This window comes from Ruminiclostridium cellobioparum DSM 1351 = ATCC 15832 (assembly GCF_000621505.1).
In the GTDB taxonomy this organism is placed as follows: domain Bacteria; phylum Bacillota; class Clostridia; order Acetivibrionales; family DSM-1351; genus Ruminiclostridium; species Ruminiclostridium cellobioparum.
The window spans coordinates 16,356-38,891 of record NZ_JHYD01000052.1 but is presented as its reverse complement, the minus strand read 5'-3'; the positions used below and the strand labels follow the sequence as shown (position 1 = coordinate 38,891).

Genomic DNA, 22,536 nt, shown 5'->3' with positions numbered 1-22,536 from the left:
TCTTGTGGACTATGACATCGAAGCTGGTAAAACAAGGAGCTCAAAGCACCGTTTTGCAAGAGCCACTTTCGCTGCTGCTAATATACATCTGGATGCTTGGATCAAACACAAATCCTTTAGTATTCTGAGTCTATTGCAATAGTACAAGAACTTTTCAAACAGCATTTAAAAATCTTTGAATTTCAAAGGTTTATTTGCTGTCCCAAAAAATCTGGGCTCAAAATTACACAACTATTAATTTCTCAAGGTACAATGCTTTTTCTACAAATAGCTCCATTTCACAAAGAAAATGGAGTGAAGTATTGGTTTTTCTCGAAATTACCAATTACTTTTCGAGAGTATTCTTATTATTAATAAATACTTTAAATTAATTTTTAATTCTGTCGTTAAGATATTTCAGTTCTTCTGCAATATCTTTACTTAATGCTCTAAATCCAATCCCTGTTAATAAGGACAGGACAAATATTCCAAACGAAGCAAACATCAGTATGGTATGACCCGGACTATTCATAATGCCGTTCATTATCAATTCACTGCCGCCCACGGCAAATCCGATAAAAGATAATACCAATGAAACTGCTGAAAGGCAAAACATAGCAATTATTGTTTTCTTAGTTCTATCTAAATCAAACATTGTATTCCCTCCTCAAAAATTCGTATAAAAAATATATTCTTATAACTTTGTCAAGCTAGATTCAATTATACCATACCCGGATATTATTTTAGTCAAGCGAAATCAACTATCTCTTTACAATTAAAATTGTTTATGCTATATTTTGGTTAATGGGTTAAATCATTAACCTAATAACCATGGAGGTGAGTTATATTTTTGAATAGTGAAAAGCCTGTTTTCATTCAAATAATGGAAATGATCGAAGACGATATTATAACAGATGTTTATAAGACCGATGACATAATTATTTCAACAACTCAGATCTCAAAGCTGCTTTCAGTTAATCCCACCACAGCTGTTAAAAGTATAAGCTTGCTGACAGATGCAGGTATTTTATATAAGAAAAGAGGAATTGGAATGTGTGTGACCAGGGAAGCCAAATCAAAAATACTTCAAAAAAGAAAAGATGAATTTTACAGCAATACCATATCGTCAATGCTTTCCGAAGCTCGTAAGCTGGGTATTTCAAAGGAAGATATTATTAATATAATAAAGGAGAATGGTGATGATCAGGTTTTCTAATGTAACAAAGGAATACAGAAGCACTATAGCACTGGATGACATCAATCTGGAAATAAGCCGGGACAAAATCTATTGCCTGCTTGGAAGGAACGGTGCCGGAAAGACAACCTTTCTGAAGCTCATTGCAGGACACATAAATGCCACCAAAGGCCATGTATCTGTTGATGATAAAAAAGTATCAACCTTTAATATGCCGGAATGCGTGAATTTTATTGAAAGCAGGGCTTCACAGTTTAACATGCGCATCGGAAAACTGCTTGAACTGGCATACAGCCTCCAGCCAGAGTTTGATATGGAATTTGCAAAAAACATGATGAAGAAATTCAAACTGGATAAAAACAAGAAATATAAACAGCTGTCCTTTGGCATGCAGACCATGTTCACAACATTGTTAAGCCTTGCAAGCAGGACAAAAGTAGTCATACTTGATGAACCCGTACTTGGCTTTGATGCCATAATGCGTGAACGTTTCTATGAGCTGCTTCAGTTAAGTTTTGAGTACAATCCGAGAATTATCATTGTTTCAACCCATTTAATAGATGAGATATCAAGAGTTGCCGAAGATATAATCATTATAGATGAAGGGTCTATCCTGCTTCACTCAAACATAAATGACATCGATGAAAAAGCATATTCTCTGACCGGCCCCAGCAGTGATGTAAAAAATGCCGTAAAAGGCCTTAATGTTATCGGAGAGAAAACTCTGGGCGGCTATTCCACAGCCTATATATTCGGAGACAGAATCACACCTGCTGAAAATGTAAAGCTTCAGTCGCTGGGACTGCAGGAGTTCTTTGTAAATATCGTCGGAGGGGGAGAAGATAAAGATGAAAACTAATTTGAAAAGCATTGGTGCAATAACCCGTATAAACTTCTACAAAACTACCTGGATAGCTTATTTGGCTGCGCTGTTATCATTTGCCAGTTCAATAATACAGATATTTATCATGTACCTGCTAAATACTCCCGGCAGCAGTCAGGTCAGCGAAGGTAATGAGCTTATATTGGTGATAATACTTGCTGCCATACTGATACCATCCGTCAATTTCAGCAGACTGATGCATTTGAACGGCAAAAAGGCCGACTTTTTTTGGGCCTGTGCAATAAACTACGTTATCTTCTCTGCGGCTCTCTCATTGATAATCCTCGTGCTGAACCTGACAATCGACAGAATGATGAGCCCGGTAGTTGAACTTTTAGATATAATTGACATATTCGGGTGGACCGGCAGCGGAATAATATTTGCATTTTTCAGGCAATTTGCGTTTTATCTGCTTTTAGGAGTTGCTTTACACACTTTGACCGCTATCCAGACTTTCTGGTGGGGTTGGGTGGTTGATTTGATAATTGCCGCCATTATCAGCGTATTTATTCCTATTCCGATGCTGCGAAAACTTTTGATTGATTTCTTCTACTTAATTATTTTTAATCCCAACCCAATTGCACATATCGGTACCTGCCTTTTGCTGGCAGCAGGAATCTATGCTCTGAATATACCAATCTTAAGCAGAAAAAAAATATAAGTCAAAAAGAAGCTTTAAAACCTGATAATTACTGGTTTTAGAGCTTCTTTTCATGTCTGCCGGCTGGTTCCTGTTACATCTGTATGTTTTCTCCTGCAGCCTCCTGTTCAAGGGGTGATTTTACACCTTCCTTCCCCGTAAACATCACACCGGATATTATGGCTGTAAGCGGGGCTACCGCCACCAGTCCGAAGCTTCCCACAAGGGTGTGGAATATCTCGGCCGAAACGTACTTCAAATTTAATATATTTATTATGGGAGTCCCCTGGGCCATAAAAACCATAAGGAGTCCGATATAACCGCCTGAATAGGCAAGCAGCAGGGTGGTGGTCATTGTCCCCATGACCACCCTTCCGATATTGAAACCGGATTTGATTGCCTCTCTGGCAGTCATACGGGGATTTTTCTCCACCAGTTCATAAACAGCGGCCGCTATATCCACAGCTACATCCATAAGTGCACCTGCAGAGGCGATAAACGTTGCGGCAATAAAAATCTCTGTCAGGTTCAAATGCCCGTAGCCCGAATAAAGCAAGCTCTCGGAAAATGCCATTATGGCCCCGTGAATCTTAAACAGGTGTCCGAATATGACCGCCAAAATACAGCTCAATACCGTACCCGACAGAGTGCCGGCTATTGCCGCGAAAGACTTCCTGTTGTAGCCTCCTACCAGCGTAATTATTACTATTGTAAGAAAAGCCACAATAAACAGCGAAATCCATATGGGATTCCAGCCTTTCAGGAGGGCCGGCACCAAAACCTTCCACATAACCACCACCGCCAGTATAAAGGAGAGAATGGCTTTAGCCCCCGTCCAGCCGGCGAAAGCAATCAGTAATATTATAAAACCCGCAAAAAGAATCAGCTCAAGATTTATTCTGTAATGATCAATAAGTGTAACATACTTGATATTGTCTCCCTCATAATCAATTACAGCCAGTGCTTTATCCCCCGGTACGAATATTTTGTCCATTTCAAGCTTCCCCACCAGATTGTTCGTACCCTCGGCGGTTTTATTCCTGAACTTTCCGTCAAGTACCCTTACACTGCATTTTTGTTCTCCCTGTTTAATAATACCGGTGTCGTAAAGGTTTGAATTGTTTGTCTCAACAATCTCTACAACTGCTCTTGCGCTGCCGTTGTATACAGCAGATTGGAACCCGGTGGGCAAAAAGCACAGGACAGCAATCAACAGGAGTACAACAATGGAGGTTACACTGTTAGTAGTAAAAAACTTTTTCGGCATCAATCTCTTCCCTTCTGTCAGTAGTTATGATGATAATCGGCCGGTTCTTGAATAAAAAATTTTAATATAGCTTAAACCGCTTTGCTACAGCAGTTTTCTGCTATAACACAGCGGTTTTAAGCATTGGCCGGATCAAATTGTAACAGGCTCTATGGGTATTTATGTGAGTTTATGTGATTTTGTTTATGTAATTTAGCTTATTTGACTTTAGTTATGGCGGCCAGCTTTTTATTGATGTCGGTGTCATCATAAGCACCGTAGAAAAGCTCATAGCCTGCACCGATTGCATATACCGGTACTGCGAGACCCGAATGGGAATAAGTTGCGAAGCTTATTCCGGCCTTATTGTCCAGAATATGGTTGCAGGTGACTGTCAATGGTTCATATGTACCGTACAGCAAATAATCTGTTTCGGTGCTTGTAACTTTTGAGGCGCTCATTGACTTTCTCAACGCATCTCTCAGCTTAACCATTTCGAAATCATTGAGTACCAATTCCGGGAAACTTTTAGCTTCGGGATCTGTAGGAGCAATCAGACCATATGAAGTTTTTATCTGGGGAAGGAGATCCTCCAGCTTTGCATCTGCTGCTTTTGTTTTCTCCTTGTATTCGGCAACTATTTTATCAAATTCTACATAGGACTTACTCTGCTTTTCAAGCTTTTCAAAGAAGGTTGAATACTCGGTTCCTGCGAAACCAATGCTCATTCCTCCTGTTTCATGGTCTCCTGTAACAATTATAAGAGTTTCGTCAGGATGCTTTTCATAAACCTTCAATGCTTCCTTGACGGCATCATTTAAAGCTATGGTGTCATGAATAGCTGCAGCTGCATCATTTGCATGACAGGCCCAGTCAATCTTTCCGCCTTCAACCATCATAAAATAACCGTTAGGATTGTCCAGCACTTCAATTCCTTTTTTAACAAAATCAGCAAGACTTAACTGATCAGATTTGCGGTCAAGTTCATAGGGCATTGCATAGCTGTCGTTTGAAGCCTGAGCCGCTGCCGGGTCAAGAGCCAGCACTTTTCCCGATTTATTATCAAGACTCAAAATATCGGCCTTGGTAGCGGCGACCTTGTATCCGTTTTTCTTTGCCTGTTCAAGAATGTTTACCGGATTTTTTACGCTGGCTTTCTTTCCGTCAGGATCCAGGAAATATCCCCCTCCGAAATAGTCAAAGCCGCTTGTTACCAATTGTGATGCAAGGTTGTAGTAATTACCTCTTGAAGGTTCACTTGCATAGAAAACCGCCGGTGTAGCATGGTCCAGGGTTACAGTCGTAACTATTCCTACCTTGTAGCCGGCTTTCTTCAATTTTTTTGAAATAGGCTCATAGCTTACTTTCTTTGCAGGGTCCATGTTAATGATTCCCCCGAAAGTCTTTACGCCCGATGCCAGGGCAGTACCTGTTGAAGCTGAATCAGGAATGAATGATTCGGCATCATATGTATCCGCGCTGCCTACACCCGGAAACCTTGTGAAATCCAGAGTTTTAATGGCAGGAGTATCAGGGCTGTCCATATTTCCCAAATACATCTGAGCGGCGTTTATCTGCGGTGTGCTCATTCCATCACCTATGAACATGAAAACATATTTTGGTGCTGTACCCGAATAGGTATTATTTGTAGAGTACAGGGATGGGGCGGCAGAAACCAGACCGGCTAACAATGCAACACTGATGAATACAAATACAAGCATGATTGACGAAACAGCAATTATCCTTCTTTTCATTAAGACACCTCCAATAAAATTAGTAGTACATTAGTAGTACAATGATAGAATAATTAATTAGTTTTAAAAGGGTATTTGCCCCTTGTTAATTTCACATTAATTAATTCCAGTTTATTGGAAATTGCCTTTAAATATAACAAGCAGTTCTTTGGCAGCACCGCAAATATCCTCTTGGGAAATAATTGCAGAGACTACGGCAATACCATCGATTCCCGTTGTGGCAAGCTCGCCTGCATTCTGCCTGTTTATACCTCCTATTCCCACAACAGGAATGCTTACAGCCCTTCTTACCTCCAGCAGCTGTTCTCTTGCTATGACCCCGGCATCGGTTTTGGTATTTGTCGAATAAAGAGCTCCGACCCCTATGTAATCGGCCCCGTCCTGCTGCGCCTTAAGGGCAGACTCAACAGAATTTGCTGAGACACCCAGAATTTTCTTCCCGCCTGTTATTTTTCTTACAACCCCGGCAGGCAGATCACTTTGACCCACATGAACACCGGCAGCATCTATTGCAAGAGCAATATCCAGCCTGTCGTTTACTATAAGCGGGACATTATATTTATCGGTTACGGCTTTGACTTTTAGTGCATTTTCATAAAATTCCAGTGATGAAGCGTTTTTTTCGCGGAGCTGTACCATGGTACAACCTCCGCAGATGGCCTTTTCGACTGCCTCTTCAAGTGTTGCGGTACTCATAAGGCCGCGGTCTGTGACCAGGTATAAGGTATAATCAACAGTAGGTTTCATTTATTCTGGCCCTTTCAGATAATATTTTTTCATCAAGCCTGCTTATGGCATCTATTATTGCCATATGAAAGCTGCCTGTTCCCTTACTTCCCGCATTTTCACAGGCTATTTCTCCTGCTATGCCCATTGCCGCAATTCCGGCAACTGCCGCCACAAAAGCATCCCTGCCCGCTCCGCAGAAGGAGCCCACCAGAGCCGTGGTCATACAGCCAGTTCCTGTTACGTCCGACAACATCTTATGGCCGTTGGAAACAGCGGCAATCCTTTTTCCATCTGTAATGATATCGGTCGCTCCTGTGATTGCCGCAACACCTCCCAGCTTTTCAGCCACTGCAAGTGCAACGGCTGCCTGCGCGGCATCGCCCGAAGCAATATCCTCTTCTGCCGCATCCACTCCTTTTGTGTTGGCATTCAGTCCGGCTATAAAGGAAATTTCCGACATATTGCCCCTGACCACGCTCACTTTTATTTCCGAGAGGATAGTCCGGGTGGTTTCATTTCTCAGCCTGGAAGCACCGACCCCCACAGGATCGAATACCACAGGTATCCCCAGCTCATTGGCCTTTTTGCCGGCTGCCAGCATGGCTTCCACCGTCCTGTGGTTAAGAGTCCCGATATTGATTACCAATGCCGAGGAAATAGCTGTGATATCTGCAGCTTCGCCTATGTCATCAGCCATTATGGGAGATGCACCGATTGCCAGAACAGCATTGGCACAGTCGTTGACCGTAACATAATTCGTTATGTTATGTATCAGAGGTTTATTGCTTCTCAGCTGACCCAGCAGTTCAGCCGCTGCTTTAATAATATCGCTCATGTTTGTACCCCTTTGAAATTATATTTTATAAAGTTCAGTTATGTCTGTCATAAATTTCGTTTACTTTTCAGAACAGAATTCTACAGCCTCACCGGCCAGAATTTTGTTGGTGGTTCTCATGGCACACATTTTTCCGCACATGGAACAGGAATGTTTATCTGCCGGCGGTGCACTTTCAAAATATCTTCTTGCCTTCTCGCCATCTATGGCATATGAGAACATTTCTTCCCAGTCTATCCTGCGGCGGGCATCGCTCATTTTGTTGTCCAGCTCACGGGCGTGGGGGATGCCTTTCGCAATGTCGGCGGCGTGGGCTGCTATCCTTGAGGCCACTATACCTTCTTTTACATCCTCCAGGTCGGGCAGGCGCAGATGCTCCGCAGGTGTCACATAACACAGGAAGTCTGCGCCGCTGGCTGCCGCTATGGCGCCGCCGATAGCCGAGGTGATGTGGTCATAGCCCGGCGCAATATCTGTCACGAGAGGCCCCAGCACATAGAAGGGTGCCCCGTGGCACAGTCTTTTCTGTATTGTCATATTGGCAGCTATTTCATTCATGGCCATGTGGCCGGGGCCTTCCACCATCACCTGCACATCCTTTTCCCAGGCCCGCATTGTAAGGTCTCCAAGCTCTATAAGTTCACTCAGCTGTCCTGCATCCGAGCTGTCATGTATACTTCCGGGCCTCAGGGCATCACCAAGGCTGATGGTGACATCGTATTCCCTGAGAATTTCCAGAAATTCATCATAGTACTCATAAAAGGGATTCTCATTCCCGGTCATCTCCATCCAGGCGAAGAGCAGTGAGCCTCCCCGTGAAACGATGTTTGTCAGACGTTTGGAACGTTTGAAGCATTCCACCGCCCTCTTGTTTATTCCGGCGTGGATAGTCATAAAGTCGACGCCTTCCTTTGCATGTGCTTCCACCACTTTAAAGAAATCCTTTGCTTTGATTTCCATCAGATCCTTTTCAAGGTATCCGATAGCATCGTACATGGGAACAGTTCCTATCATGGCCGGTGAACGCTCAATCAATTGTTTTCTGAAGGTGTTGGTCTTTCCGTAGTTGCTTAAATCCATTATGGCCTCAACACCGAATTTAACAGCCATATCCACCTTTTCCATTTCCTTTGTATAATCGGCGCAGTCTCCTGAAATACCCAGATTGACATTTATCTTTGTCTTGAGTCCTTCTCCTATACCTTCGGGACTTAAGGACCTGTGGTTGATATTTGCAGGGATGGCAATTTTCCCGCAGGCAACCGCTTCCCTGAGCCTTTCGGCCTCCATAAATTCCTTTTGGGCAACCACCGACATTTCCTCTGTTATAATTCCTTTTCTTGCTGCTTCCATCTGAGTTTTGTATGTCATAAAAATCTCCTTTTCCGCAGGTACCCGGTATTATACCGGCAGTACCCGTCATTGAACAATAGTTTTTTCGCTGTGCCCTTCCCTGTAAAGCCTGTAAAAATGATTTGTGGGGCCATGCCCCTTTCCGATTTCAAGTGAATGCTCAATAGCCATGGTCACATATTCCTTCGCCTTTTCAACGGCCCCGGCACAATCCATGCCAAGTGCAAGATTGGATGCTATGGCCGAGGAAAGCGTACAGCCCGTTCCATGAGTATTCTTTGTATCAATCCTTCTGGAATTGAAAAAATAAAACTCTTTTCCGTCAAACAGCACATCTGATGCGTCGCCAGCCCTATGCCCGCCCTTTATCAGAACCCTTTGGGCTCCCATCCGGTGTATGCTTTCGGCCGCTTTTTTTACATCGGTCCCGGATAGGATTTTTGAGCCTGTGATGGCCTCGGCTTCAGGAATATTGGGAGTCAGTATGTACGCCAGGGGAATCAGTTCCTTAATAAAAAAATCCAGAGCATTCTCCTGCATGAGTGCATGGCCTCCTTTAGCCAGCATGACAGGGTCAATGACAATATTTGAAGGCATATACTCCTTTAGTTTCCCGCATACGGCCTGCATGCACTCCCGGCCTGAAAGCATTCCCACCTTGACCGCATCCACATCTATGTCCTCAAATACCGCATCTATTTGTTTTTCAATGATATCAGGCCTCATATCCTGAACATCAATTACCCGGCACGTGTTTTCAGCCACAACAGAAACAATTACACTCATGCCGTATACCCCATGTGCCGAAAAAGTCTTTAAATCAGCCTGTATTCCGGCGCCTCCACTGCAGTCAGAGCCTGCAATAGTTAAAACCTTTTTCATTCAACTCCTCCTCTATAATTGTGCCATGGAAATTCCGGCACGCATAAATTAATAGTTTTTTATGTCTGCGAAAATAAAAAATGCCTGCCGAAACAGGCAAGCACGTATAACAATCATACATCCGTGATTTGCTTCCCTACAACGGTGTTAACCGACAGGTTCCAAGGGTCAGGTTTTACCTTCTCAACCATAACAAATAAATAAATTTGTTTAAGTGGTCCCCCCACAAATATCTATTCAATTTTAATATTGTTATTGCAGGCAATAAAAAAACGTTTAACCGGTAAGGGTAAACGCTTTAATCAAAAATAGATTTAAAATTTGATTTCTGCTTCCCTTCGACGGTGTTAACCGACAGGTTCTAAGGGTCAGGTTTTACCTTCTCAACCATGGGAATTGCATTCCTCCGGTCCCCCCGCAACTTGTTGATTGAATTTTAACACATTACTGATTATATGTAAAGACTATTGAAATATTCCGGCACCAAAACTTCATTTAATAAAAAAAATGATAGGATTGGCTCCTATCACCTTTATTGAGGTATTTCATTATACTGCATTATGAACAAATGAAGCTATACTGTTTAATGGAATATCTGTTACTGATCCGACGTTGTAGACCGGAACACCGTTACCGCCGCCATAACCGCCATAATTCTGGTTGAAGTTGCAGCCGTAACCCATGTTATTATTTCCGTATCCGCCGTAGTTATTATTGTCGCCCATATCACTGCTTCCGCAGGAATTACCCAGAGAACATCCCGGTGCAGGGCCAATTCTTGTAATCAGTCTAACGAAACATTCATTTACACCTAATATTACTCCAGTAAAACCGCAGCCGGACTGACCTCCGCTCTTTGTAAAAATTGTTACAGTTTCGCCGATATATTTTGACAGCAGGTGGCAAAGATTATCGTTACAACCAAAGTTACCGTCTCCCATATTATTAAGCTCCTTTCTTTATAGTACTACGTCTTAATAATAATTTATGTTAACCCTAAATAAAGTGTTACACCGGGAGAGCATTTTTTTATCTGAATGATTATTTGCCGGACAGCACTCCGTCATGCCAATGAGAACGACAAAGGCTGATATACCTGTCGTTTCCGCCCACTTCAACCTGTTCGCCCTCTTTTATTATTTTATCGCCCTGATATCTGGCATTCATTATTGCCTTTTTACCGCACCAGCATATGGTCTTTATTTCCTCTATGGTGTCTGCCCAGGCCAGCAGGTACTGGCTGCCCTCAAAAAGCTCGCCCCGGAAATCGGCTCTGAGTCCATAGCAAATCACAGGTATTTTATCGTGGTCCACAAGCCTTGTTAAATGATAGACCTGCTGCTTGGTAAGAAATTGTGCCTCATCAACGATAACACAGTTAATTTCAGAATTTTTATTTATATAGCTATGTACCATCCGGTATACATCGCTGTCCTTATGTATCAGCAGGCACTCCTCGGTCAAACCCGCACGGGATTTAATAATACAGCCCCTATCACGGTTGTCTACCGAAGGCTTCATCAGAAGAACCTTTTGACCTCTCTCCTCATAATTATATTTAACCATGAGTGCATTTGCTGTTTTTGAACTGTTCATGGCTCCATATCTGAAATACAATTTAGCCATAGCTACCCCCAATTTAATATAGTGATGATTCACCTAAATAGTATACCCTATTTCAAAAGATATGAGAATTAATCAGTTGCAAATTTTCTATAATTTCCGGCCAGCTCAAGGCCGGTATTTTCTCCCACATCTCTGAATATCAGCCGTCCCGGCTTTTCAGCCAGTTCAACCTTCACGGTTGAGGTAATGGATTCGGTTATCTCAACCTCCATGATGCCTTTTTTCGGAGCTTTGAGAATTCCTCCCTTACCGTATGACGCCTCTAATTTCAGAATATGTTCAGAATCCTCGATTGATACTCTTAATATGCCGTCATTGACTGTTAACTCTTTGATTTTTGCTCCTGTATAGGTTGCAAATCTCAGAAAGCTGCCGTTAATTCTTAAAAATGCGATCAGCCCGTCAAATTCATGACGGAACCATGGAATTGATGCTATTGAGAACATCAGAGAAGTATCCCTATGACAGAAATTATTGGACTGCAGCCATATCCAGGAATGAGGGAAGGATTTTCCCCAGTCCTTTTCAACATAACCGTATCCGCCGGTAAAATCAATTGATTGACCGTTAAAAAGCAGCCCTCCCCTAAGCCCGCTGTGTATGTTTATTATTCCATGGTGGCATTCCATAAAGGGCACAAAGGAATAAGGCCCCATTATTCCGGGATTCAGCAGTGTTTTGGGAAATGATACTATATCATTGAATTCTATATCACCGGAAATACTGAAATCATTGTCTTTCAAATTCAGACTCATTTGCTGCTTATTAAAATGATTGCCCTCTATTTCCACATTCAGTTCTTTTTCCGAATAGGTGAAGGCTTGTTTTGGAAATGTCAAATAGCGGGTAAACCCGGTTTTTGCATCTATAAATTGAATAAAGGAATGCTCACTGTGCCTTGATACTGCAACACCGGGTATTATTGCCAAAATATTCTCCGAGCTTTTATCTATTATTTTATAGTACCAGCCCTCAAAATAATTGTTTCTTTTATATTTTCCCTGAAATATCTCGGGATTGAAAATCCGTTTTAATGTGTACATTTTCCGCCGTTCCGCCGAAAGCTAACTTCCGGCTGGTTTTTAAGGTTTGAAATATGCGATAGCTCCTGCAATTCCGCTTTCAAGCCGTATAAGACGGAGTTTATCCAACAATCTGCTCTCTTATTCCAGTTTATTTATAAAATCAACAATATCGTCAATAACATATTCAGGTATATTTGTTTTGCTGTAATACTCCTGGGGAGTACTGTCCCCCTCACCTCCGGTAAGCAGGTGGTTTAATTCCGGATACAGTTTGAACCGGGCATTTATATTCTGCTCAAAAGCCTTTTTCCAATTGTTGAAATCTATATCGGTACTGACAATAAAATCCCTTTGACCCTGCATGACAAGCACAGGCTTATTAATTTTTCCGGCCTGGTCCATAACATCATAATCCTTCATATAACTGTAATAATGCAAATTGCCCATAGTATAGCTTTCGGGCGGCTTTTTGGGATTAAAACCAGATGAAGACAGCATGTCCACCTGAGCTTTTACATATTCCAGCTGGCCTGCACTTGCCAGCCCCTTTCCCTCAAGATATTCAAGATATTCCGGTATAAGCTCATACTGCGGTCTTGTAAAACCGTTCATAATTATCCCTGCCTTAAAGGTATCTCCGCCCGTCGCCAGTATTCTGGGTACTGCATAACCTCCCAGGCTGTGCCCAAGCGTGATAATGCGGGAATTATCTATGCTCTTTGCCGTTTTGAGGAATTCGGCAGCCGCATATGCATCCTGCTCGGTCTCTTCATTCAAGGTCACGTTTCCGATGAGCTTAAGCTTGGAACTATGGATCAAAGTTCTCTTATCGTATCTTAAAACAGCTATATTCCTTGAAGCAAGGCCATATGCAATATCTCTGAAGGGCTTTATATATCCCGTTGTTTCATCCCTGTCAAGGGCTCCTGAATCGTGGACCAGTATGACTGCCGGAAACGGCCCGTCTCCCTCAGGCATGGTCAATGTGCCGGGCAGCGCCCATGCGCCTGTGCCAATGACAACCTCTGTTTCGGTAAAGCTTCCTGCTGAAGTATACTCCGGTGCCGGTGCCGCTTCAGGCTGCCGTCCCAAAATTCCAAGTTCGTCTATTTTTCCTTCATGATCAAACCGGATAGCATAATACGTATTTTGTCCATCCTTGAGAGGTATTCCTATGATCTGATGCAAAGAATCCTGCCAATACTCTGTATTTTCGTCGGCCGGCTGCAGCTGGGGAATACCTTCTGCCAGATACTCCATACCGTCTGATGTCAGATAGTTTGAAAATATCCGGCTAAGCAGTGCCTCAGCTTCCTCATAGCTTTTGCCATTAAGCAGACCGATAAACTTTTTTCCGACTATGCTCAGACAGTCCTGCTCCGACAGCCCCAGCCCAAGCTCGTTATTAAGCACGCTTACCGGCAGGAGGGCTCTTCCTCCCGAAGTACTTATTTCATTTTCTAAATTTTTTGGCTTTCCGTTTGATATTATTGTTTTACTGCCGATTCTAAGTTCCAGACTTTTGTTCCGGTAGTTTACAGTGACTGTTTTGTGCTGTGCATTCCACGAAATCTTTGCTCCCAGGCTTTCACACAGGTACCTGACCGGAAAGGAATTGTCCTTTTGTATGGCCCCGGCCGTTTCTGCATACGCCGGAACACCCATAAGATTTAAAACCATTGTAATGCAAAATATTAGTACAATTTTTTTCATATCGAGCTCCGAAATTAGTTATTTGGTTTCCATAATTTGATTACATTTTAGCATAATAAATGTATGATAAAATTACATTAAGCTCAAATTTAGATTTCAAATTCAATTCATGACAAACTTCGGTTGTGTACAAATTTCATACTTTTTTGTAAAATAAAAAGATAAGTCCGATCCTATGGATGAACTTACCCTAAAATGTCGACAATTCATTCATTCCTGCATTTGCTGCACAAACCATAAAACTGAACTCTATGGTCCTTAACCAGAAAACCGTTCTTTTTTAAAATTTCTTCTTCAAGAGAATCCAGAAGATCTTCCTCTACCTCTGACACCGAGCCGCAGGAACTGCATATCAAATGATGGTGTGTGTGATCCTCATTGGGCTTAACCAGTTCATAGCGGCTAAAGCCATCATCAAAATCCAGCTTGTGCACCAGTCCGAGCTTGTCCAGAAGAATCATTGTTCTGTATACTGTCGCCAGACCAATCTCAGGATGCTTTAATTTTACAATATTAAATATTTCTTCCGTACTTACATGCTGACCGGAGCATTGAAGTATGGTTTCCAGAATGGCGGCCCGCTGGCCAGTAAATTTGTATCCGTATTCCTTTAACTTTTCCTTTAAAAAGCCATCATCACCAGTATTCAAAAACACATCTCCTCTCAGGTGTTTTTACAGAATTTCCAATAGGGAACTCCTTTGCCGCTTGATAATCATTCTCAATTTTCTCCATACTATCTTAATCTAATTGATAATCATTGTCAATCAGCTTTTCAGATTCCTAATGCGGTTCGATGGGTATGGGGCTTTTGAATTTACCGGGTGCTACCGAAAACCCGCCCGGGTAATCCAGCATGGCTGATATGACCCTCACGGCCTCGGCCCTTGTAATTGTATTTCCGGGTTTGAAGGTACCATCCGGATAGCCTGATAAAATGTTGTTCATGGAAAGCAAAATTATTGATTTGTTTGACCAGGGATTGGTTTCAGGACTTACGTCGCTGTAAATCTTCTGGGAAAAATTAACTGTGTCGGGGCTGTATAAAACCTTATCACATATAACAGCAAACTCTTCCCTGGTGATGTTTTTATTGGGGTAGAATAAATTCCCGCCATATCCTGCAAATATGCCGTATTGTTTTGTGATTGAAATCTGTTTTTCAGCCCAGTGGCCCGCCGTATCGGAAAATGTGCCTGAACCGGGTTCGTTCCGCAGCCCCAGGAAATTTACAAATAATGCCGCAGCCTGTGCCCTTGTGAGATTTCCATTGGGAACAAAACGCTTATCGGGGAAACCTGATATGATTCCCTTCTGAGTCAAATTGAGAATATAACTCTGCGCCCAGTGGTTTTCTATATCAACAAAAGGTTTGCCCAACAGCCACAAACCGTAATTTTTCCAGATGCGCTGGGGTTCCTGGCCCAAAGCCCAGCTTCCGGCACCTGCAAGACCGTACTTGGATACCAGTGAAAGCTTTTTCTCAATAGAAGTGTCATTTTCATACCAAATATCATAAGTACCGGCTGAAAGCCGGCTGCTTCCCCATATGACTGCATTATCGGTATCCGACAATACCAGCGCGGCCCTGGCGCACTGAGCGCTGCTGTCATACCAGGTCACAGCCTTGTATGCCGATACAAGCCTTTCAACGTCTGATATGGTAATCCCGTAGCCGCCGGCGGCAGCGCCCTGCTTCCAGTACCTTCCGTAAAAAGGAATGCCAAGCATGACTTTTGCGGGCGGAACATATTTCAGGGCATATTTTACGGATTGTTCTGCAAAGGACAAACTTGCAACAGCTCCCGGTGTGCCGCCGCTGTAGTGTTCATCATACGCCATTATAAATAACATGTCACTGTTGGAACCCAATGCCTTATAATCATAGGACCCCTGCCAGCCTGTTGTCAACCCCCACGGATTTGCAGCAGTGCAAACATACAGGACCTTGGATTTGGGAAGAGCAGCTCTCAGCAGCCTGACGAAATCAGTGAAAGCATCCCGGTCAGCCTCTGTGAGATTTTGAATATCCACATTGACGCCGTCGCATTCCAATTCCGACACCTTTGCAGCCAATTCAGCTGCAAAGGCCGACCTGTTTGCAACTGCGGCGCGACCCAGAGTCCGGTCCCAGTTGTTGCTTAAATAGGGTATTACCTTGATCCCTTTGGCATGAATGCTGTACACAAAAAGAGGATCAGCTTTTATTGTAGTTTTCAGAGTACCGTTACCGTTTATCTCAAAATAATCAGGGCAGACTGTCGTCAGATTTGCTCCGGTTACATTTACGCTGTTGATATAGGTTGTGGTGTTCCCTCCGTACAGATAGCTCAAACTTTCATAAGCACCGGCATTAATCTGAAATAATACCGCAAAGACAATAATAAAAATAGGGCATTTCTTTAAGTGCATTATTGGGTTCCTCCCCGATTTATTTCATAAAGTCAATTGCGGTTGAAATCTTGGCCCTTTCAGCCGATATTAATTGACTTTATTATTGTTTACATACCAGATTTTGATATTCACAATAAAAACGAAATGGATTTCAATAATGCAAAAAATACCGCAGGCCCGGTCGGACAAATTTCATCCCTTCCCGGGCTCTTGCAGTATTTCTTTGGATATTTGATATTTATTTTATATTTATTTGATAATTAATGTGTGCTCTTATTTTCCGCAGCAGAGCTTGTATTTCTTTCCGCTGCCGCATGGACAGGGATCGTTTCTTCCAACTCTGCTATTGTTTGTAACAGGCTTCTTTGGTTCATCATCTCCATGGCTTGCGGCTACAGGTTCTGCAACCTTTTCACGCTGCGGAGCATGTTCTCTGTCTATTCTGGATCTTACCAGCAGTTTGATTGAGTCTTCCTGGATACTCTTGATCATTTCCTCAAACATCTGGAAGCCTTCAAATTTATATTCTATTACAGGATCCCGCTGTCCGTATGCTCTCAGGCCTATGCCATGCTTGAGCTGATCCATGGCATCAATGTGATCCATCCATTTTTCATCGACTACCTTCAGAAGAACAACTCTTTCAAGCTCTCTCATGAGTTCAACTCCGATGTCATTTTCCTTGAACTCATAAATCTTGTTGACAATTTCCATGAGCTTTTCCTTCAAATCTTCCTTATCGAAGGTAGCCCGGTCTTCTTCGGTAACCTGCAGCGCACCCTGCGGCAGGAATATACTTTCAAGGTAACCTATCATGGAATCCCAATCCCACATATCTGCATACTGGTTCTCGGCACAATAGGTAGAGATCACGCCGTCAACAAGACTTTCAAACATTTTTATAAAGTAATCCCTGAGATTATCTCCGTTAAGAACGGTCTTTCTCTGTGCATAGATCACTTCTCTCTGCTTGTTCATAACGTCGTCATACTGCAGAACTCTCTTACGAACGTCAAAGTTCCTGCCTTCGACCTTCTTCTGAGCATTTTCTATGGCATTTGAAAGCATTTTATGCTCTATTGGCTGATCATCCTCAAGCCCAAGTGCGTTTACTATGTTTGTCAGTCTTTCCGAACCGAACAATCTCATTAGATCATCTTCAAGAGATATATAAAACCTTGAGGATCCGGGGTCACCCTGACGGCCCGAACGGCCTCTCAGCTGATTGTCAATACGTCTCGATTCGTGTCTTTCAGTACCTATTATGTGAAGACCGCCGGCTTCAATAACCTTTTCTCTTTCATCATTGGTTATCTGCCTGAACTTGTCATTCAGCTCCTTAAAACGGCTTCTTGCCTCGAGAATAAGCTCATCATCGGTATCGTTAAAGCTTGTAGAAGCACTTATCAATTCATCCGAATAGCCCAGCTTTCTCATTTCCTGCTTGGCCATGTATTCCGAATTACCTCCCAGAACTATGTCGGTTCCTCTACCGGCCATATTGGTAGCAATTGTAACAGCTCCAAATTTACCGGCCTGGGCAATGATCTCGGCTTCTTTTTCATGGTACTTGGCATTCAGAACCTGGTGGACTATCCCCTTTCTCTTCAGCATTGCGCTGAGGAATTCGGACTTCTCAATGGAAATTGTACCTATAAGTGCAGGCTGACCTCTTTTATGGCAGTCTGCAATATCTTCTATTACGGCATTAAACTTACCCGCTTCATTTTTATATACCACATCAGGATTATCCTTACGTATCATATCCTTATTTGTAGGGATAACTATAACGTCCAGCTTGTAAATTGTGTTGAATTCATTTTCCTCAGTAAGGGCGGTACCTGTCATACCGGCAAGTTTACTGTACATTCTGAAGTAGTTCTGGAAGGTTATTGTAGCAAGAGTCTTGCTTTCTCTCTCAACCTTAACTCCCTCTTTGGCTTCAATGGCCTGATGGAGTCCGTCGCTGTACCGTCTTCCGTACATCATACGGCCGGTAAACTCATCGACAATTATTACTTCGCCGTCCTTGACAACATAGTCCTTTTCATTTTTCATAAGACCATGGGCTCTGATTGCCTGGTTGACATGATGGGATATTGTCATATTCTCAGGATCAGAGAGGTTCTCAAGCCCAAAGTACTGTTCGGCTTTTTTTATACCGTTTGCCGTAAGTACTGCGGTATGTGCCTTTTCATCAACTATATAATCTTCGTCAAATACTTCGTCACTGTCAACCTTGTCATCCATCTGCTTGATTACCTTAACTTTGAGCTTCAATGCAAAGGAGTTGGCTTTTTTATAAAGGTCGGTGGATTTATCTCCCATACCCGAAATAATAAGAGGAGTCCTGGCTTCATCAATGAGGATGGAGTCAACTTCGTCCACAATGGCATAGCTCAGTTCTCTTTGAACCATATCCTCCTTGTAGATTACCATGTTGTCTCTCAAATAATCAAAACCCAGTTCATTATTGGTACCGTACGTAATATCGCAGCCATATGCCGCCCGTCTTTCATCATTTTCAAGATCATGTACGATAAGCCCTACGGTAAGCCCCAGGAAGGTATAAATCTTACCCATCTGCTCGCTGTCACGCCTTGCCAGGTAATCATTTACCGTAACAACATGTACACCTTTTCCTGCCAATGCATTAAGGTACACAGGCAAGGTTGCCACCAGCGTTTTTCCTTCACCTGTTTTCATTTCAGATATTCTTCCCTGATGAAGTACAATACCGCCAATCAACTGGACTTTAAAATGTCTCATTCCAAGAACTCTTACAGATGCCTCACGGACCACAGCAAACGCTTCGGGTAATATGTCATCAAGCGTTTCCCCATTTGCAAGCCTCTCTTTAAATTCGGCTGTTTTAGCCTTCAGCTGTGTGTCTGTGAGTTTTTGCATTTCAGGTTCCAGAGACTCTATTGTATCAACTATTGGATAAATTCTTTTTAATTCTCTATCGCTGTATGAGCCTATTAATCTTTCAATAAATTTCTTCATTTCTACCTCCTCAAGCCGCTATGGCTCTGACGGCCCCATTGGACCTTTCATATTATTTAAATTTTAATTAAATGCAGTTAAATGATTAATTAAATTTCTTATTTTTGGGCATATCTTTATTAAATAGAAAATTTTGACTTCAATTCAACAAGGATAACTATCCCGTGAAGTCAAAAACATAAAAATTCTGCTATTGGATGGACAAGTTGATTAGTTCCGGCAAAGTACCGGGGGTGAGGAATCTGAGATATTGAGCAGGAAACGTCCCGCATATGAAAATTTTTTTATGGTGAAAATTTTATAGAAAACAGTAATAAAAATCAGGCCGGCCGCTATAGGGACTATAGCTGTAAAATCCGGATAATTGTGCCTGACGGGATTTTTTACATCAAATGCATTTTGAGATATAATCTTATAAAAAGCTGCCGGAGTGCCTTTTGTTTTTGAGGAATTTTCAACACTGGCAGTTTGTTTAATAATTTGGGTATCCTGTATTATATCAAGCCGGGTAAAATTCACAAGGTAGTAGTCCAATAAGTCCGCAGAAAAATAAGCCCCGCCTTCGGAAGCCAAAGCAGACAAAATTATTATGCTGAGAAATAATTTTTTTAGCATCTACCTTACCTATCTTTCCTATTTGTCTCTATCCTTCTCCTGCAGTCTGTCAAGAACAAGGTTGTACCCATCCGCACCATAAACAAGGCATCTGTTAACCCTGCTGATGGTTGCAGTACTTGCGCCCGTCTCATCACATATATCGGTATATGTTTTCTTGTCTCGCAGCATTTTTGCCACCTCAAGTCTTTGGGCCAATGCTTTGATCTCTGCAATGGTACAGAGATCCTCAAAGAAATTATAACATTCTTCCCTATTATTCAAAAGAAGTATAGCATCGAACAAACTATCCGTATGTTCATCTCTTAACTTGGAATTCATATATGACAAACTCCTAACGGTTAACAATATATTATTTATCTAATATTATCTATCTCTAGAGTATACAATAACAGCTTTTTATAAATCAGTCAAGGTTGGCGATCTCAGGTGTAACATTTTCCACAATGTAAATCTTAAGTCTATCCTATTCCCGTTTTGAATACAAATATAACATAAACTATTTGTTTACGTGCATTTTTATCAATATATAATCACTGTATGGCAGTGAAATGGAGGTCATAATGAATGGTTTGGTCATCATTACAAACAGGCAGAAATTATTAATATGTCTGGCAGCCCTGCTGTTTATAATATTATCTGCTTTTTTTATAGCACAGCTGAATTTTCCCAAAGCGGTTAATGCAGATGTTTCACGCATCAGCAAAACCATTTCTCCTGAAAATGAAAACCAGCAGTTGAAGGATATTTTATCAAGCATCTTACCTGCTGATAATAAAACCCTGTATGAGGATGGTAACAGAGCCGTCACTGCAAATAAACCCGCAGGCAAAAAAATAGAACAAACTCCTGCCGAGATTATTGCCAGAGGGAAAAATCTATCCTACCTTTTTGTATTTTCCGACGAAGAATACCTCAGGCCCATATACACAAATCTATGGAAGCAATCCTTTTATCAGGGCTGGCTGTACCTCCCCCGGAAAGTGATTTCGGCAAGACACAGTCTTTTTACCTATTCGGGAGGTGCCGGCAAAGTCTTCGACATCGAGGGTCAATTGGGTTTTTATCCCAATATTACCATAGACAACCAGAATTATTTCAATTTCTTAATTTATAATTTTATCGTTGATAACGTTTCCCAGTTGGGAAATCAGATAGCCATATCCGGTACCCCCGCCAAAAAAGGTGTGCAAATAATTTCAATAAAAATCGAGGATGTATCCGCATTATTAAATGAAAACAGTAATATAACCGTTCACCTGTGCACACCATTGGGCTATGAAATAGATTACCAGGACATACCGTTTTCAAAGGAGTCCAACAGAATTGAAGACTTTGGGCCGGTGCAGGAATCCTATACCGAAAGCTCGTACAACGAAACCGATCTTTCCTCCCTTGAAATAGGCCAGCAGAATGTAATTCTTAAGAAAGAGCTTGCCTATTTTGTATCAGATTCCAAAAAACCGATATACTTTCAGCCCAACGGCACTTACCAGACTGCCGATACGCTCAATGCAAGTCCTGATCTTGAAGAGGCCATACATAATTCAAAAGCAGTTAAATTCTCTCTGCTTTATAATAATAAAAAATATGTCAGCCCCGTTTACCATCCTCAGTGGAAAACTCACTATGACAGGGATTGGTGCTATATTCCACGCAAAATGTATTTAAATATGAAGAGAGTATACGTACTTCCGCAGGATAAGGAGATTGCAAGCGATTTGCTGGGAGAGTTGGGCTTTTTTGATAAGTTCTCAGGTGTTGCAAAGGGTCAGACCGGTGTGATTGTCAAAAACTTCATGGTAAAAAGTGCCGCTGTTTATGAAAACAGCATCTTATTGGAAGGTACTCCTGCCAGAATAGGAATGCAGATCATCGGTATTGACAAAAAGAATCTTGCCGGTTCTAAAGAATACGCCGTAAGGCTGGTTACCTCAGATGCATGTGAAATTGATACCGATGTTTTGAAGAATTAAAATTTAGGGGAATGTAAGAAATTCAAACCATCAAAATTTTTTACATTCTCAAACACCCTGATATAATCCTCTTTAATTCAATTTTTTCATAACGTTTGTCTTATCCAAAATTGCTATAAATATATAAGCTATTACCGCACTGACACCGCCCTGAACAAGATTTCCCGGAACTTCCGATATAATTGCCGCCACAGCCAGGGAATCGTCTATCATCCTATAAAAGGTCAGCTCCAATATAAAATAACCTGCAGCAATTATAATGGCACCGGCTGCCACTGCTATAATCCTCCTGATATAATCAGGTCCCTGATCGGCCTTTTTATGTGCAATGGCTCCCACAGCATAGCCTTCTATACCCTTGACAATAAAGGTAATTGGTACGAATATAAATGCCCCATATGCCAGATCGGCCAAAGCCGCTCCTATAGCACCCGCAGCAAGCCCTGACTTCCTTCCCAGCAATATTGCTGCTACCATAATGGCGGCATCACCTATATTGAAGTATCCCGGCGGTACGGGGCTGGGTATATGCAAAAAAGGAAGATAGGTAATAATGAATACCAGAGCAATCATCATAGCTGTTAAAACTATCTTTCTTGTGGAAATCTTCATTTGCGTGAAACCTCTATTCTATATAATTTCTATATAATATCTATGAATATCCTGTATTATCGCCGTCAGTACT

At 42.0% G+C, this 22,536-nt stretch carries 21 protein-coding genes; 4 read left to right on the top strand and 17 right to left on the bottom strand.

Annotated elements, in window-relative coordinates; translation table 11 throughout:
• Nucleotides 1–367: 367 nt before the first annotated feature.
• Nucleotides 368–634 (bottom strand): hypothetical protein, encoded by a 267-nt coding sequence (locus T344_RS0117670; protein WP_004628253.1) that lies wholly within the window; start codon nucleotides 632–634, stop codon nucleotides 368–370.
• Between the two features lie 195 nt (nucleotides 635–829).
• On the opposite strand from T344_RS0117670, the gene T344_RS0117665 reads away from it, so the two are divergent.
• From T344_RS0117665 to T344_RS0117655, 3 genes are read left to right on the top strand one after another with little or no spacing between them, the layout of a single operon-like run.
• Entirely contained in the window at nucleotides 830–1,195 is a 366-nt protein-coding gene (locus tag T344_RS0117665; RefSeq protein WP_027629812.1) for a GntR family transcriptional regulator, read from the top strand.
• Nucleotides 1,179–2,033: an ATP-binding cassette domain-containing protein gene (locus T344_RS0117660; protein ID WP_027629811.1), complete on the top strand. Its 855-nt coding sequence runs from the start codon at nucleotides 1,179–1,181 to the stop codon at nucleotides 2,031–2,033. Before T344_RS0117665 ends, T344_RS0117660 begins: the two co-directional genes overlap by 17 nt.
• Nucleotides 2,023–2,718 (top strand): hypothetical protein, encoded by a 696-nt coding sequence (locus T344_RS0117655; protein ID WP_027629810.1) that lies wholly within the window; start codon nucleotides 2,023–2,025, stop codon nucleotides 2,716–2,718. The genes T344_RS0117660 and T344_RS0117655 overlap by 11 nt, the downstream gene beginning before the upstream one ends.
• Before the next feature lie 73 nt (nucleotides 2,719–2,791).
• On the opposite strand, the gene T344_RS0117650 is transcribed toward T344_RS0117655, so the two are convergent.
• The 15 genes from T344_RS0117650 to T344_RS0117575 form a co-directional block, all read right to left on the bottom strand.
• Complete coding sequence (locus T344_RS0117650) at nucleotides 2,792–3,964, bottom strand: YibE/F family protein (protein WP_027629809.1); 1,173 nt, start codon at nucleotides 3,962–3,964, stop codon at nucleotides 2,792–2,794.
• Between the two features lie 197 nt (nucleotides 3,965–4,161).
• Nucleotides 4,162–5,697, bottom strand: coding sequence for an alkaline phosphatase (locus tag T344_RS0117645; RefSeq protein WP_027629808.1), 1,536 nt, complete (start codon nucleotides 5,695–5,697; stop codon nucleotides 4,162–4,164).
• Between the two features lie 111 nt (nucleotides 5,698–5,808).
• A complete protein-coding gene (gene thiE / locus T344_RS0117640; protein WP_027629807.1) occupies nucleotides 5,809–6,444 on the bottom strand; it encodes a thiamine phosphate synthase in 636 nt (211 codons plus the stop codon).
• Nucleotides 6,428–7,261, bottom strand: a complete 834-nt coding sequence (gene thiM, locus T344_RS0117635; RefSeq protein WP_027629806.1) for a hydroxyethylthiazole kinase — start codon at nucleotides 7,259–7,261, stop codon at nucleotides 6,428–6,430. The genes thiE and thiM overlap by 17 nt, the downstream gene beginning before the upstream one ends.
• Nucleotides 7,262–7,321: 60 nt before the next feature.
• Nucleotides 7,322–8,632, bottom strand: coding sequence for a phosphomethylpyrimidine synthase ThiC (gene thiC / locus T344_RS0117630; RefSeq protein ID WP_027629805.1), 1,311 nt, complete (start codon nucleotides 8,630–8,632; stop codon nucleotides 7,322–7,324).
• A 48-nt stretch (nucleotides 8,633–8,680) separates the two neighbouring features.
• Nucleotides 8,681–9,496: a bifunctional hydroxymethylpyrimidine kinase/phosphomethylpyrimidine kinase gene (gene thiD / locus T344_RS0117625; protein ID WP_027629804.1), complete on the bottom strand. Its 816-nt coding sequence runs from the start codon at nucleotides 9,494–9,496 to the stop codon at nucleotides 8,681–8,683.
• A 548-nt stretch (nucleotides 9,497–10,044) separates the two neighbouring features.
• A complete protein-coding gene (locus T344_RS0117620; RefSeq protein WP_027629803.1) occupies nucleotides 10,045–10,437 on the bottom strand; it encodes a hypothetical protein in 393 nt (130 codons plus the stop codon).
• A gap of 100 nt (nucleotides 10,438–10,537) precedes the next feature.
• A complete protein-coding gene (locus T344_RS0117615) occupies nucleotides 10,538–11,122 on the bottom strand; it encodes a thymidine kinase (protein WP_027629802.1) in 585 nt (194 codons plus the stop codon).
• Between the two features lie 68 nt (nucleotides 11,123–11,190).
• Nucleotides 11,191–12,165, bottom strand: coding sequence for a tocopherol cyclase family protein (locus tag T344_RS0117610; protein WP_027629801.1), 975 nt, complete (start codon nucleotides 12,163–12,165; stop codon nucleotides 11,191–11,193).
• 120 nt (nucleotides 12,166–12,285) lie between these two features.
• Complete coding sequence (locus T344_RS0117605; protein ID WP_027629800.1) at nucleotides 12,286–13,860, bottom strand: alpha/beta hydrolase family protein; 1,575 nt, start codon at nucleotides 13,858–13,860, stop codon at nucleotides 12,286–12,288.
• A gap of 206 nt (nucleotides 13,861–14,066) precedes the next feature.
• Nucleotides 14,067–14,510, bottom strand: a complete 444-nt coding sequence (locus tag T344_RS0117600) for a Fur family transcriptional regulator (RefSeq protein ID WP_027629799.1) — start codon at nucleotides 14,508–14,510, stop codon at nucleotides 14,067–14,069.
• A 133-nt stretch (nucleotides 14,511–14,643) separates the two neighbouring features.
• Nucleotides 14,644–16,272: an S-layer homology domain-containing protein gene (locus T344_RS0117595; RefSeq protein WP_027629798.1), complete on the bottom strand. Its 1,629-nt coding sequence runs from the start codon at nucleotides 16,270–16,272 to the stop codon at nucleotides 14,644–14,646.
• 255 nt (nucleotides 16,273–16,527) lie between these two features.
• Nucleotides 16,528–19,260, bottom strand: coding sequence for a preprotein translocase subunit SecA (secA, locus tag T344_RS0117585; protein ID WP_027629796.1), 2,733 nt, complete (start codon nucleotides 19,258–19,260; stop codon nucleotides 16,528–16,530).
• Between the two features lie 210 nt (nucleotides 19,261–19,470).
• Nucleotides 19,471–19,875, bottom strand: coding sequence for a hypothetical protein (locus tag T344_RS0117580; protein WP_027629795.1), 405 nt, complete (start codon nucleotides 19,873–19,875; stop codon nucleotides 19,471–19,473).
• 18 nt (nucleotides 19,876–19,893) lie between these two features.
• Nucleotides 19,894–20,196: a YerC/YecD family TrpR-related protein gene (locus T344_RS0117575; protein WP_027629794.1), complete on the bottom strand. Its 303-nt coding sequence runs from the start codon at nucleotides 20,194–20,196 to the stop codon at nucleotides 19,894–19,896.
• 242 nt (nucleotides 20,197–20,438) lie between these two features.
• Here T344_RS0117575 and T344_RS0117570 point away from each other — a divergent pair, with 242 nt between their 5' ends.
• Nucleotides 20,439–21,851 (top strand): hypothetical protein, encoded by a 1,413-nt coding sequence (locus T344_RS0117570; protein ID WP_027629793.1) that lies wholly within the window; start codon nucleotides 20,439–20,441, stop codon nucleotides 21,849–21,851.
• 72 nt (nucleotides 21,852–21,923) lie between these two features.
• On the opposite strand, the gene T344_RS0117565 is transcribed toward T344_RS0117570, so the two are convergent.
• Nucleotides 21,924–22,463 carry an ECF transporter S component gene (locus tag T344_RS0117565; RefSeq protein WP_027629792.1) on the bottom strand — a complete coding sequence of 180 codons (540 nt, stop codon included), beginning with the start codon at nucleotides 22,461–22,463 and terminating at the stop codon, nucleotides 21,924–21,926.
• Nucleotides 22,464–22,536 lie beyond the last annotated feature (73 nt).